We start from the raw sequence: 13,055 nt of genomic DNA on the forward strand, positions 1-13,055 counted from the left end.
TCCCCGGCGGGGCGGCGCCGCTCTTCCCGGTCTGCACTGGCCCCGGTATTGGTAAAGACCTTTCCATCCCCCCTGGTCAAAGCCGCCACCCTGTGTGTTCACTTCGCCGCATGAGACCTCCGACCACTCTGCGGCGCACCGCCGCTCTCCTCACCGCGGCGCTCGCCTCGCTGGCCCTCGCGGCAGGCACGGCGTCCGCCACCACGGTCCCCGTCGAGTTCGGTACCGACTACCACGACCCCGTCACCGCCGCCCCGCCGATCAGCACCCCGCACACCAAGGCCTGCGAGGTCACCGTCGCCGAGGCGAAGTTCAAGGACTTCACGCCCTATACGGGGACGTACACGCCGCCGACCGGGTGCGGGGCGCCCGGCCGGTGGTCGAAGGTCGTGCTGCGGATGGACGGGAACGTGAAGGGGCGGCAGTTCGACCGGCTCGGGTATCTCGACATCGGTGGGGTGCAGGTCTTCCGGACCTCGACGCCCGAGCCCTCGCAGGACGGGATCAACTGGTCCGTGGAGAAGGACGTCACCGAGTACGAGAAGACGCTGAGCAGCGCGCAGTCCGTCGACATGCTCATTGGCAACGTTGTCGACGACACGTACACGGGCATCCTCGACGTCAAGGTGACGCTCACCTACTACGCGCCCGAGCGCCACCGGCCCCCCACGGACGCCCCTGACCAGGTCATCCCCCTAAGCTCCGGCAACAGCGTCACCACCGGCGCCTCCCTCACCACCCCGCGCAACTCGGAGCGCATCCTCGCCGAGGTGTACGCCACCGGGTCGGGCGGCGGCTGCGAGGAGTTCTGGTACTCGGCCACGACCCCGCAGGCGTCGTACTCCTGCCAGGCGGTGGACTCCGGGCCGTACCGCGAGGTGCAGGTGAGCGTCGACGGGAAGGTCGCCGGGATCGCCTCGCCGTATCCCAACGTGTGGACGGGTGGCTGGTCGCCGTATCTGTGGTCGGTGATTCCCTCCCCGACCGCCCTGGACGTACGGCCGCTGACCTTCGACCTGACCCCGTTCGCGGGGCTGCTGAACGACGGCAAGGCGCACACCGTGGACGTGTCGGTGGTCGGGGTGCCGGCCGGGCAGACCGGGTGGAGCGCGCCGACCAACGTCCTGGTGTGGCAGGACGCGCACAAGTCGGTGGTGACGGGGGCCGTCACGTCGTACAGGAAGACCGATCCGGCCGTCGGCAACACCTTCACCGACGGCTCGCTGCGGCACCTGGTGACCAGCGGGAAGGACCGGCTCAAGGTCTCCGGCTTTCTCAACACCTCGCACGGCCGCGTGACCACGACCGTCGAGCGGACCCTGACCACGGCGATCGACCACCAGTGGACTCCCGACGAGAACACGGACAACCAGACCGGCGAGTGGACCGACCACCAAGTCGTTGCCACCAATGGGCACTTGGCCCGTACCGACCGCGACTACACCCTGGACGGCAAGGCCACCATCGACAGCGCCAACCGACTGCGGGTCGTCATGTCCGTCGGTGACCACGCCCAGTTGGGCGCCACCCGGGTCGACGACACCTACCGTGGCGACGCCACCTTCACCCTCGGCGTGGCCCGCGAGGACCGGCACGCGGTCGCGACGACCAGTGAGCGGTACCGGCTGACCGGGCCCGGCGCCTGCTACGACCACACGCTCGCGACCGAGCAGGGCGTGCTGACGAAGGACGTACGCCGCTGCTGACGCGTCACTCCCTCACGTACAGCCCCTCGATCTCCGCCGCGAAGTCACGCATCACGGCCTCGCGGCGGAGTTTCATCGACGGGGTCAGGTGCCCGGCCGTCTCGGTGAGGTCGGTCGGGAGGATGGTGAAGCGGCGGATGGACTCGGGGCGCGAGACCAGCTTGTTCGCCTCGTCCACGGCCCGTTGCAGGATCTGGCGCAACTCCTCGTCGTCGAGGAGGAGTTCGGCGGGGACCGGGTGTTTGCCGTTCATCTGGCGCCAGTGGCTGACACCGTCCATGTCGAGGGTGAGCAGCGCCGAGATGTAGGGGCGGCGGTCGCCGAGGACCATGCACTGGGAGATCAGGGGGTGCGAGCGGAGCCAGTTCTCCAGCGGGGCCGGGGCGACGTTCTTGCCGCCCGCCGTGATCAGGATCTCCTTCTTGCGGCCGGTGATCGTCAGATAGCCCTCGTCGTCCAGCCGGCCGATGTCACCCGTCGGGAACCAGCCGTCGGCCGAGGCGGGGGCCACCCCCTCGCCGTAGGGGTCCCAGTAGCCGCGGAAGACCTGGCCGCCGGCCAGCAGGATCTCGCCGTCCGCCGCTATCCGGACCCTCGTGCCGGGCATGGGCCAGCCGACCGTGTCCAGGCGGGGTTTGAGAGGCGGGGTGACCGTCGCGGCTCCCGTGGACTCCGTCAGGCCGTAACCCTCGTAGATCTCCATGCCCGCGCCCGCGTAGAACGCGGCGAGCCGGCGGCCGAGGGGGGAGCCGCCGGAGATGATGTGCCGGATACGGCCGCCCATGGCGTTGCGGATACGGCGGTAGACCAGCTGGTCGTAGAAGGCGCGGGCCGTCTTGAGGGCGGCGTTCGGGCCGGAACCGGTGCCCGCGTGGCGGGTCTCCATGGCCTCGCCGTAGCGGACGGCGACGTTCACCGCGCGGTCGAACGCGCCGACTCTGCCACCGCTCTCCGCCTTGGCGCGGGCGTTGTTGAAGACCTTCTCCAGCATGTAGGGGATGACGAGGAGGAAGGTCGGCTTGAAGCTGCCGAGGTCCGCCAGCAGGTCCTCCGCCTGGAGGCTCGGCGCGTGCCCGAGGCGGACACCGGAGCGGACGCAGGCGACGGCGACCATCCGGCCGAAGACGTGCGACATCGGCAGGAAGAGGAGCGTGGCGGGGTTCTCGTCCGACTTCGCCTTGAAGACGGGGTAGAGGAGCTCGATCGCGTTGTCGACCTCGGCGAGGAAGTTGCCGTGGCTCAGGACGCAGCCCTTGGGGCGGCCGGTGGTGCCGGAGGTGTAGACGATGGTGGCGACCGTGGCCGGGCCGAGCATTCCGCGCCGTACGCCGATCTCCTGGTCGGGGACCGACTGGCCGAGCTCGCCCAGCCGCTCCACGTGCCCCTTCTCCATGATCCACAGGTGGCGGAGGTCGGGCAGCCGGTTCAGCTCGGGGCCGAGGGCGGTGGCCTGGTCGGCGGTCTCCGTGATCAGGGCGACCGCGCCGGAGTCCTGGAGGATGAAGCGGGTCTGGAAGACGGAGGACGTGGGGTAGACGGGCACGGTGACCAGGCCCGCGGCCCAGGCGGCGAAGTCGAGGAGGGTCCACTCGTACGTCGTACGCGCCATGATCGCGATACGGTCGCCCGGCATCAGCCCCTCGGAGATCAGGCCCTTCGCCACCGCGAGCACCTGCTGCGCGAACTCCGCCGCCGTCAGGTCGATCCAGTCGCCGTCCTGGGTGCGGCGGCTCATCACACGCTGGTCCGGTGCCGTCTCCGCGTTGTCGAAGGGCAGGTCGGCGAGGGAGCCGTGGGTCACCGGCGGGGCGAGCAGCGGGACGGACACCTCCCGGACCTCTCCGTCCAGCCGCACGATCTCGGGCTCGACAAGCACCGGTTCGCCGTCGTAATCGGTACCGGACGTGTAGGAGAGGGACATGAGCGACTCCTGGGGCGTGCAGCTGGATTCCGCACTTACTGCATGATGTACGTGCGATGCGTGCCTGGGCGTTCACGCGCGGTGCACGACCTAGGGGTTACCGCCGGTTAACACGGCGATCCTAGGGTGCCCTCATGGGGGGTACGTGCGGATTCCGGGATGTTCCGGAGCCGGGCCTGTGCAGTATCGACCCGGCGGTGAACTTCTGTCAGCTCCTGTGCCGTTCTTCGTGCGTCACGGCCGGCATCGCGGTCAGCCCCTCGCGCGGTGGTGCGGGCCGAAGGCCGGTCCGGCGTACATCTCCTCGATCCAGGGCCCGAACTCCTCGGCGATCACATCCCTCTTGAGCTTCATCGACGGGGTCAGATGGCCCGCCTCCTCCGTGAGGTCCACGGGCAGGACGGTGAAGCGGCGGATCGACTCGGGACGGGAGACCAGCTTGTTCGCCTCGTCCACGGCCCGTTGCAGGACGCTGCGCAACTCCTCGTCGTCCAGCAGGAGTTGCGCCGGGACCGGGTGCTTGCCGTGCATCCGGCGCCAGTGGCCGACGCCCTCCATGTCGAGGGTGATCAGCGCCGAGATGTACGGACGGCCATCACCGACGACCAGGACCTGGGAGATCAGGGGGTGGGCGCGCAGCCAGTTCTCCAGCGGGGCCGGGGCGACGCTCTTGCCACCCGCCGTGATCAGCATCTCCTTCTTGCGGCCGGTGATGTACAGATACCCGTCGTCGTCCAGGTGGCCGAGGTCGCCGGTGGCGAGCCAGCCGTCCCCGGCCGCGGGGGCGAGTCCGTCGCCGTACGGGTCCCAGTAGCCGCGCAGGACGTGGTCGCCGGCCAGCAGGATCTCACCGTCGGCCGCGACCCGGACCCGGGTGCCGGGCAGGGGCCAGCCCACGGAACCCATACGGGGCTTGAGCGGGGGCGTGACCGTGGACGCGCCGGTCGTCTCCGTCAGGCCGTAGCCCTCGTAGATCTCTATGCCCGCGCCCGCGTAGAACGACGACAGCCGCCGCCCCAGCGGGGAGCCTCCGCAGATCATGTAACGGACCCTGCCGCCCATGGCGTTGCGGATACGGCGGTAGACCAGCGGGTCGTAGAAGGTGCGGGCCGCCTTCAGCGCGGCGCCCGGCCCTGAACCGGTACCCGCGTGCCGGGCCTCCAGCGCCTCGCCGTAGCGGCGGGCCACGCCCACCGCGCGGTCGAAGGCCGTCACCCGGCCGCCCGTCTCGGCCCGCGCGCGGGCGACGTTGAACACCTTCTCCAGCATGTACGGGATGGTGATCAGACAGGTCGGCCGGAAACTCGCCAGGTCGGGCAGGAGTTCGTCCGACTTCAGGCTCGGCGCGTGCCCGAGGCGGACCCGGGCCCGGATGCAGGCGACCGCGACCATGCGGCCGAAGATGTGCGACATCGGCAGGAAGTGCAGGATCGCCGCCTCCTCGTTCGTCCGCGACCGGAAGACGGGGTAGAGGAGTTCGATCGCGTTGTCGACCTCGGCGAGGAAGTTGCCATGCGTGAGGGCGCAGCCCTTGGGGCGGCCGGTGGTGCCCGAGGTGTAGACGACGGTGGCCAGCGTGTCGGGGCTCAACATGCCCCGGCGTACGGCGACTTCCTGGTCCCCCACGTCCGTGCCGCGCTCCGCCAGGCGCTCCACATGACCGCGCTCGATGACCCACATGTGCCGCAGGTCGGGCAACTGGCTGAGTTCCGGGCCGAGGGACGACGCCTGCTCGGCGGTCTCCGTGACGAGGGCGACCGCTCCGGAGTTCTGGAGGATCCAACGGGCCTGGAAGACCGAGGAGGTGGGGTAGATCGGGACGGTGACCAGGCCCGCGGCCCAGGCCGCGAAGTCGAGGACCGTCCACTCGTAGACCGTCCGCGCCATCACGGCGAGCCGGTCACCGGGGACCATCCCCTCGGCGATCAGCCCCTTCGCCACCGCCAGGACCTCGTCGGCGAACCGGGCCGCGGTCACGTCCGTCCAGCGACCGTCCTCGGTACGGCGGCTGAGGATCCGGTCCTCGGGGGCGGTTCGCGCGTTGTCGAAGGGCAGTTCGGCGAGCGAGCCGTGCGTCGACCACGGGACGAACGGCGGCACGGACACCTCGCGCGCCACCCCGTCCACGTACCGGATCTCGGGCTCCACGAGCACCGGTGTGCCGTCGTACGTCGTGGAGTGGACCGTCGTGGAGGCCGACGGATGCGAGGTGGACACGGACGACTCCAGAGGTTCACCAAGGGTGACCCGCGAAGAGTTTCCGCAGGTCAGGCAGGAGATCGTATTGCGCCCGCGTGATGGCAGGGTGAGGATTCGGCGATGGCTTCGCGGGGGAGATGTGCAGCCTCGCCGGATTTCTTGCGCTCAGGGCCCTACCGGACGGTATTCTGAACAATTTTCATCTTCCCCCGGCCCGACCGCCCCGCCCGGCACCCTCTCGATAAGCAGGGATTACCTCGGGTAACCTGACTTTGGAGTAAGCAGCGCGCTCGATCGGGGAGTTGAACATGGCCGACCGCTACCTGGGCTTCACCGGCACCGCGCCCGGCCGTTTCCTCACCCGCCGCCCGGGGCTTCGTGAGGCGGGGCGCCGGATGAACTCCCTTGCGCAGGGCGGGCTCCCGGCCGACGTGGCCGAGACGACGGCATGGCCGGCGCACCCGGCGTCCGGCGCGGTGAACGGGCAGGTCGTGCGGGTGTGCGGCCAGAGTCTGTTGGGGGCGTAGTGGGGATGCACTCCGACGACATGCAGGCCGGTGGCGCGTGCGACGGGGGCGCGCGTGACGAAAGCGCGCGTGACGAGGGTGCGGGCTTGTCCGGTTCGGCCCACGACGGCTCACGGCCCGAGGGCCCGCCGGTCGTTCTCGCCCGGTCTCCCTCCCTCACCCCCCTCCTCGTCGTGGGCGCCCTGCGGTCCCCCTTCAAACGGCCCGCCGCCGGCGCGGACTTCCCCCGGACCCGGCTGGTACTGCCCGGGCTGCGGGTCGATCTCGCGCGGCTGGCCGCGTACGAGCGGGTGTGCGGGTTCCCCACCGGGGAGGACGCGCTGCCGGTGACGTATCCGCATGTGCTGGGCTTTCCGCTGGCCATGCGGCTGATGAGCGGGCGGGATTTCCCCCTGCCGTTGCTCGGGCTCGTCCACACGTCGGTCGAGATCACCCGGTACCGGGAGCTGGCGGCCACCGGGGAGTACGAACTCACGGTGTACGTCGACGGGTTGGCCCCGCACCGACGCGGTACGGAGGCCGCCGTGGTCACCGAACTGCGGGTCGGCGAGGACGTCGTGTGGGAGTCGGTGAGCACGTATCTGGCACGGCACCGGGTGGAGGGCGGGAGCGGGGGCGGGGGCGAGGAACGGGAGCCGAGTCAGGGCCGCGAGAGGCACGGCCCCTTGCCCGGGATCGCCGAGTGGCGGCTGGCCGGGGACATCGGCCGGCGTTACGCCGCCGCGTCCGGCGACCGCAACCCGATCCACCTGTACCCGCTCACGGCCCGCCTCTTCGGCTTCCCCAGGGCCATCGCGCACGGCATGTGGACGGCGTCCCGCTGCCTGGCCGCACACGGCACGCCTCAAGCGGTGCTGATACGGGCCGAGTTCAGGGCCCCGGTGCTGCTGCCGGGCACGGTGACGTACGCCTCGGACGGAGAACGGTTCGAGCTGTGCGGCGAGGACCGCGTGCATGTGACCGGAGGGGTCTACGCGTTCGGGTCACGGTGATCCGGGGCTGTACGCGGGGCTCCGCCCCGGCCGAGTGATCGCGGGCGGGGACCTACGCCCGTTCAGGTCGTGAGGGATGCGGTCGGCGGGCCGTCGTGGGGTTCGGTGGTGTCCTTGAGAGCGGCGGTGTCCTTGAGGGTCCACGGCCGGCCGTGCATCAGGTTCCCGAGGCCCGCCCAGGCGAAGTTCATGAGGGTCGCGGCGGACTGCTTCGCGGTGACACCGGGGGTGGCGTTGGCCCAGGCGGCGAGGGACTCCGCGGCGCCGACGAGGGCCTCGGCGAGTCCGGCGACCTCGCGTTCCGGCAGGTCGGGGTCACGGTGCGCCTCGCGGGCGGCGACCACGATCAGCTCGGTCACGAACGCGACGATCTCCTCCCGCATCGCGGTGACCTCGGCGGCGAACGCCTCACCGTGGATACGGGCCTGGAGGTGCAGCACGGACCAGCCGTGCGGGTTCTGCGCGGTGTGCGTGAAGAACGCCAGCAGCCCGTCCCAGAGTTGCCGGTCGGCGGGCAGATCGGTCCGCACACCCATCCGCACGGCCTCGGTGAGCGTGGCCGCCTCCCGGCGGATGCACGCGGTGAAGAGGTCTTCCTTGGAGTTCAGGTACAGGTAGACCAACGGCTTGGACACACCGGCGAGTTCGGCGATCTCGTCCATCGAGGCGGCCATGTACCCACGCTGCCCGAAGATCTCCACAGCGGCGTCCAGCATCTGCTGCTCCCGCACGGCACGCGGCATCCGCTTGCTCTTCACGACACCCATGCCCAAAGCGTACGGTCCGGCTCCGGAGGCGTATACGCACGACCGGTAAGGGAGTTCGCCGACGGTTCGGTCAGGAGGCCTGCGGGGCCTGGCCCTGCGCACGGGTGGCCTCGTCGGCCGCCTCGTCCTCCTGGCTGCGGTTCGCCTCCAGGTTGGCCTTCATCCGGTCGACCCGCTGCACGACCTTGATGGAGGCGCGGTCGCGTTCCTTGCGCAGGACCACGAAGCTGATGGGGGCCGAGATCAGCAGCGAGAGCAGGACGATCCACATGCCGTTGGAGGCGCCGAGGCCGCGTGGAGCGATGCCGGAGTAGACGAGGCCCCAGACGACCACGAGGCAGCCCACCAAGATCCCGAGGCGCATCAGCGTGTAGCGGAGCATGTCAATCCACTCTTCCGGTTCCAAAAAGGGGCACCGTCCAGTGAAGCACGCCGGGCACCCGATCTTCGAAGGGGGTCATGTGAGCGGCAGCAGCATGATCACGTCGTCGCGGTCGTCGCCCGGGGCGACGCGGATCGCGTCGGGCACGCGGCCGACCTCCTTGTAACCGCAGGAGCCGTAGAAGCGCTCCAGGCCGTGGCCTCCGCGGCAGGTGAGCCGTATGGCCTCGATGCCCTCGAAGGTGCGGGCGGCGTCGGCGGCCGCCGCCAGCAGGTCGCGGCCGTAGCCCCGGCCCTGGTGGCGGGGGTGGACCATCACCGTGTACAGCCACACCCAGTGGGTCATCAGGCGGTGGGTGTTGAAGGTGAAGAACGCGGTCGCGGCGACCTGCCCGTCCTCGTCGTGGCCGACCAGCAGCCGTGCGCGGCCGTCCGCCATCGCCGCGAAGTGCTTCACCAGCTCGGGCCGGATCGCCTCCCGCTCCACCGGCGCCACGAACCCGACGGCACCGCCCGCGTTGGAGACGTCCGCCCACAGGTCGAGGATCCCGTCGCGGAGGGCGGGGTCCACGGCCGGATCGAGGGTGAAGGTAAGGGGCATGAGACGAGGCTAGCCATTACGCCTCAGTCGCCTCAAGTGGCCGCCGACGTCACGTACGTCACCCCGGCACCGGACCCGGGTGCGGAGGGTGCCGGCGCCTCGTCGACCAAGAGCCCGAGACCCACCAGGGGCGCGGGGCCCCATCGATCTGCGGCTCCGCCGCGGGGCGCGACCAGCCCCCACCGCGCCGCACCCGACGAACAACCTCAGACCCGCATCGGCTGCGGAGGGCGCCGGCGCCTTGTCGACCAAGAGCCCCAGACCCACCAGGGGCGCGGGGCCGTATCGATCTGCGGCTCCGCCGCGGGGCGCAACCAGCCCCCCACCACGCCGCACCCGACGAACGACCTCAGACCCGCATCGGCTGCGGCGACTCCCGGCGCCCCGCGTCCGGGCCGTCGTACTCGCGGATGATCTCGTACCGCGTGTTCCGCTCGACCGGCCGGAATCCCGCATCCCGGATGAGATCCAGCAGATCCTCACGGGTCAGCTTGTTCGGGGTGCCGTAGTTGTCGGCGTCGTGGGTGATCTTGTACTCCACGACCGAGCCGTCCATGTCGTCCGCACCGTGCTGGAGGGCCAGCTGCGCGGTCTGGACGCCGTGCATGACCCAGAAGACCTTGACGTGGGGGACGTTGTCGAACAGCAGCCTCGACACCGCGAAGGTCTTCAGGGCCTCCGCGCCCGTCGCCATCTGGGTGCGCGCCTGGAGGCGGTTGCGCACCTTGCCGTCCTTCATGTCAACGAAGTCGTGCTGGTAGCGCAGCGGGATGAAGACCTGGAAGCCGCCGGTCTCGTCCTGGAGTTCACGCAGCCGCAGGACGTGGTCGACCCGGTGCCGCGGCTCCTCGATGTGGCCGTACAGCATGGTGCTCGGGGTCTTGAGACCCTTCTCGTGCGCGAGGCGGTGGATCCGGGACCAGTCCTCCCAGTGGGTGCGGTGGTCCACGATGTGCTCACGGACCTCCCAGTCGAAGATCTCGGCGCCACCACCGGTCAGCGACTCCAGACCCGCGTCGATCAGCTCGTCGAGGATCTCGGACGCCGACATCCCGGAGATCGTCTCGAAGTGGTGGATCTCCGTAGCCGTGAACGCCTTCAGCGAGACGTCCGGGAGGGCTGCCTTCAGCTCGCGCAGCGACCGCGGGTAGTAGCGCCACGGCAGGTTCGGGTGCAGGCCGTTGACGATGTGCAGCTCGGTGAGGTTCTCGCCCTCCATCGCCTTGGCGAGCTTCACCGCCTCCTCGATGCGCATCGTGTACGCGTCCTTCTCCCCCGGCTTGCGCTGGAAGGAGCAGTAGGCGCAGGACGCCGTGCACACATTGGTCATGTTGAGGTGGCGGTTCACGTTGAAGTGGACGACGTCGCCGTTCTTCCGCGTCCGCACCTCGTGCGCGAGACCGCCGAGCCAGGCCAGGTCGTCCGACTCGTACAGCGCGATGCCGTCCTCGCGGGTCAGGCGAACGCCCGCCCGTACCTTGTCCTCCAGCTCGCGCTTGAGCCCGACGTCCATGCCCACACCCTTCTCCGACGACCGCCTGCTACCACCGACGACTCCGACCACCGTACGTCTACGCCTCTTCGGGCAGCTCTCCGACCCGGTTCTCCCACTTCGTGGAGAGCACGATCGTGGTACGGGTCCGGGAGACGCCCTTGGTCCCGGACAGCCGCCGGATGATCTTCTCGAGGCCGTCCACGTTGTCCGCCCGCACCTTGAGCATGTACGAGTCGTCGCCCGCGATGAACCAGCAGTCCTCGATCTCGCCGAGGTCCCTCATCCGGGCCGCCACGTCCTCGTGGTCGGCCGCGTCGGAGAGCGAGATGCCGATCAGCGCGGTGACGCCGAGGCCGAGCGAGGCGGCGTCGACGGTGGCGCGGTACCCGGTGATGACCCCGGCCGCCTCCAGCCGGTTGATGCGGTCGGTGACGCTGGGTCCCGACAGACCGACGAGGCGCCCCAGCTCCGCGTAGGAGGCCCGGCCGTTCTCCCTCAGGGCCTGGATGAGCTGCCTGTCCACCGCGTCCATGGGATCGAAGCCTTCCGCTGAAAAGTTCCTGAAGTGATGAGAGGTGCTGAGAGGTGCTGAGAGGTGCTGAGGGGTACTGCCACTTGCCTTACCGACCCGACGTGCCGCCGCCCAGTTCGCCCTGCCAGCGCCGGTACAGGTCGTGTCCGACACCCGCCGCGTCCAGCACCCGCCCCGCGACGAAGTCCACCAGGTCCTGGATGTGGGTGGCGCCCGCGTAGAAGGCCGGCGAGGCGGGGAGTACGGTCGCGCCGGCGTCGTCCAGTGCCACGAGGTGCCGCAGCGTCTGCCCGTTCAACGGCGTCTCCCGTACCGCCACGACGAGCCTGCGGCGCTCCTTGAGGGTGACGCTCGCCGCCCGCTGGAGCAGGTCCTTGGAGAGCCCGAGGGCGACACCGGCGACGCAGGCGGTGGAGGCGGGGACGATCAGCATCCCCTTGCTCGGATACGACCCCGAGGACGGCCCCGCGGCCAGGTCCCCGGCGTTCCAGTACCGCACGGCGTCGGTGTCGACGTCGAAGACCGCGGGCTTGCCGTCGGCCCCCCGGGCCAGCCATTCCCGCAGGTCCTCGCTCCAGTGCGCGTCCCGGAACGAGATCCCCGTCTCGTCGAGCAGGGTGAGCCGCGAGGCACGGGAGACCACCAGGTCGACGCTTTCGCCGGCGGCGAGGAGAGCGCGCAGCACCGACGCGGCATACGGGGTGCCGGAGGCGCCGGACACCCCTACGATCCAAGGCGTACGCCGCGTCTCTCCTGGCTTGACTGGGTTCACACCCCCGAGCCTATCCGGCGTCGCAGGGCGGGAACCGGCCAAGGGGGTCCGGGCGTTCCCGTAAGGGGACGAGTGAGTGGTGGGGGGTGCCATGACGGGCAGGGAACTCGAGTGGTCGCGCGGTGACCGTGCGAAGGCCGCGGCCAAGCTGATGGTGGGCTGGGTCGCGCTGTTGTGGCTGCTGGAAGTGGTGGACGTGGCGAGCGGCCACGCCCTCGACAGTCTCGGCATCACCCCGCGCACCCCGTCAGAACTGATCGACGTCGTCCCGGCCGCCTTCATCCACTTCGGCTTCGCCCACGTGGCCGCGAACAGCGTCCCGCTGCTGGTCATGGGCTTCCTGGCGGCCCTGGGCGGTCTGCGCCGCTTCGCCGCCGTCTGCGCCCTGATCATCGTGGCCGACGGCCTGGGCGTCTGGCTCATAGCCCCGGCCCACACCAACACGGCGGGCGCGTCGGGCCTGATCTTCGGCCTGTTCGGCTACCTGCTCGTGACCGGCTTCGTCGAGCGCAGGCCGCTCGGCGTCTTGGTCGGCCTCCTGATGGCCGCGATCTGGGGCACATCGATCCTGGTCGGCCTCGCCCCCACCCAGACCGGCATCAGCTGGCAGGGCCACCTCCTGGGCCTGGTAGCGGGAGTAACGGCAGCGTTCGTGTTCAAACACCGCCAGCCCTGACCCACGCCCCCGTCACCCACCCAGGGGCGCGGGGAACTGCGCGACCAGCCACAACCCACCCGCACCCTGCAACGGCCCCACGCCAGCGCCAGGGGCAGCAGCACTCCCGGCTCAAACACCGGCCAACCCCACCCACCCAGGGGCGCGGGGAACTGCGCAACCAGCCACAACGCACCCGCACCCTGCAACGCCCCTACGCCAGCGCCAGGGGCAGCAGCACTCCCGGCTCAAACACCGGCCAACCCCACCCACCCAGGGGCGCGGGGAACTGCGCGACCAGCCACAACCCACCCGCGCCCTGCAACGGCCCCACGCCAACGCCAAGAGCAGCAGCACCCCCGCTCAAACACCGGCCAACCCCACCCACCCAGGGGCGCGGGGAACTGCGCGACCAGCCACAACGCACCCGCACCCTGCAACGCCCCTACGCCAGCGCCAGGGGCAGCAGCACTCCCGGCTCAAACACCGGCCAACCCCACCCACCCA

Annotated in this window: 11 protein-coding genes and 1 pseudogene; 4 read left to right on the forward strand and 8 right to left on the reverse strand. The window is 70.3% G+C overall.

Going from position 1 to position 13,055, the window contains the following annotated elements; translation table 11 throughout:
• The first annotated feature begins 110 nt into the window (after window positions 1–110).
• A complete protein-coding gene (locus tag ACFYRX_RS04760; protein WP_389096600.1) occupies window positions 111–1,706 on the forward strand; it encodes a peptide-N4-asparagine amidase in 1,596 nt (531 codons plus the stop codon).
• A gap of 4 nt (window positions 1,707–1,710) precedes the next feature.
• Here ACFYRX_RS04760 and ACFYRX_RS04765 read toward each other — a convergent pair whose 3' ends face one another.
• Window positions 1,711–3,627, reverse strand: coding sequence for an AMP-dependent synthetase/ligase (locus tag ACFYRX_RS04765; protein ID WP_389096602.1), 1,917 nt, complete (start codon window positions 3,625–3,627; stop codon window positions 1,711–1,713).
• Window positions 3,628–3,879: 252 nt separating this feature from the next.
• Complete coding sequence (locus ACFYRX_RS04770; RefSeq protein ID WP_389096604.1) at window positions 3,880–5,844, reverse strand: AMP-dependent synthetase/ligase; 1,965 nt, start codon at window positions 5,842–5,844, stop codon at window positions 3,880–3,882.
• Between the two features lie 320 nt (window positions 5,845–6,164).
• Here ACFYRX_RS04770 and ACFYRX_RS04775 point away from each other — a divergent pair.
• Together ACFYRX_RS04775 and ACFYRX_RS04780 are read left to right on the forward strand one after the other, a co-directional pair.
• Window positions 6,165–6,353 (forward strand): annotated as a pseudogene (locus tag ACFYRX_RS04775) (short chain dehydrogenase); the annotation flags it as partial.
• Between the two features lie 86 nt (window positions 6,354–6,439).
• The gene (locus ACFYRX_RS04780) at window positions 6,440–7,345 is read left to right on the forward strand and encodes a MaoC family dehydratase (protein WP_389096606.1); all 906 of its coding nucleotides are present in this window, start codon (window positions 6,440–6,442) and stop codon (window positions 7,343–7,345) included.
• Between the two features lie 62 nt (window positions 7,346–7,407).
• Here ACFYRX_RS04780 and ACFYRX_RS04785 read toward each other — a convergent pair whose 3' ends face one another.
• The 6 genes from ACFYRX_RS04785 to ACFYRX_RS04810 form a co-directional block, all read right to left on the reverse strand.
• Window positions 7,408–8,112, reverse strand: coding sequence for a TetR/AcrR family transcriptional regulator (locus ACFYRX_RS04785; RefSeq protein ID WP_389096608.1), 705 nt, complete (start codon window positions 8,110–8,112; stop codon window positions 7,408–7,410).
• Window positions 8,113–8,182: 70 nt separating this feature from the next.
• Window positions 8,183–8,494 (reverse strand): DUF4229 domain-containing protein, encoded by a 312-nt coding sequence (locus tag ACFYRX_RS04790; protein ID WP_389096610.1) that lies wholly within the window; start codon window positions 8,492–8,494, stop codon window positions 8,183–8,185.
• 75 nt (window positions 8,495–8,569) lie between these two features.
• Window positions 8,570–9,094 carry a GNAT family N-acetyltransferase gene (locus ACFYRX_RS04795; protein WP_389096612.1) on the reverse strand — a complete coding sequence of 175 codons (525 nt, stop codon included), beginning with the start codon at window positions 9,092–9,094 and terminating at the stop codon, window positions 8,570–8,572.
• Between the two features lie 349 nt (window positions 9,095–9,443).
• On the reverse strand, window positions 9,444–10,607 hold the full coding sequence (mqnE, locus tag ACFYRX_RS04800) for an aminofutalosine synthase MqnE (RefSeq protein WP_389096614.1): 1,164 nt from the start codon (window positions 10,605–10,607) through the stop codon (window positions 9,444–9,446).
• A 58-nt stretch (window positions 10,608–10,665) separates the two neighbouring features.
• Window positions 10,666–11,121: an Lrp/AsnC family transcriptional regulator gene (locus ACFYRX_RS04805; protein WP_362670801.1), complete on the reverse strand. Its 456-nt coding sequence runs from the start codon at window positions 11,119–11,121 to the stop codon at window positions 10,666–10,668.
• Between the two features lie 88 nt (window positions 11,122–11,209).
• A complete protein-coding gene (locus ACFYRX_RS04810) occupies window positions 11,210–11,893 on the reverse strand; it encodes a UbiX family flavin prenyltransferase (RefSeq protein WP_389096616.1) in 684 nt (227 codons plus the stop codon).
• 91 nt (window positions 11,894–11,984) lie between these two features.
• On the opposite strand from ACFYRX_RS04810, the gene ACFYRX_RS04815 reads away from it, so the two are divergent.
• On the forward strand, window positions 11,985–12,569 hold the full coding sequence (locus tag ACFYRX_RS04815; RefSeq protein ID WP_389096618.1) for a rhomboid family intramembrane serine protease: 585 nt from the start codon (window positions 11,985–11,987) through the stop codon (window positions 12,567–12,569).
• Window positions 12,570–13,055: the final 486 nt, after the last annotated feature.

The organism is Streptomyces sp. NPDC005374 (assembly GCF_042872225.1).
Lineage (GTDB): Bacteria > Actinomycetota > Actinomycetes > Streptomycetales > Streptomycetaceae > Streptomyces.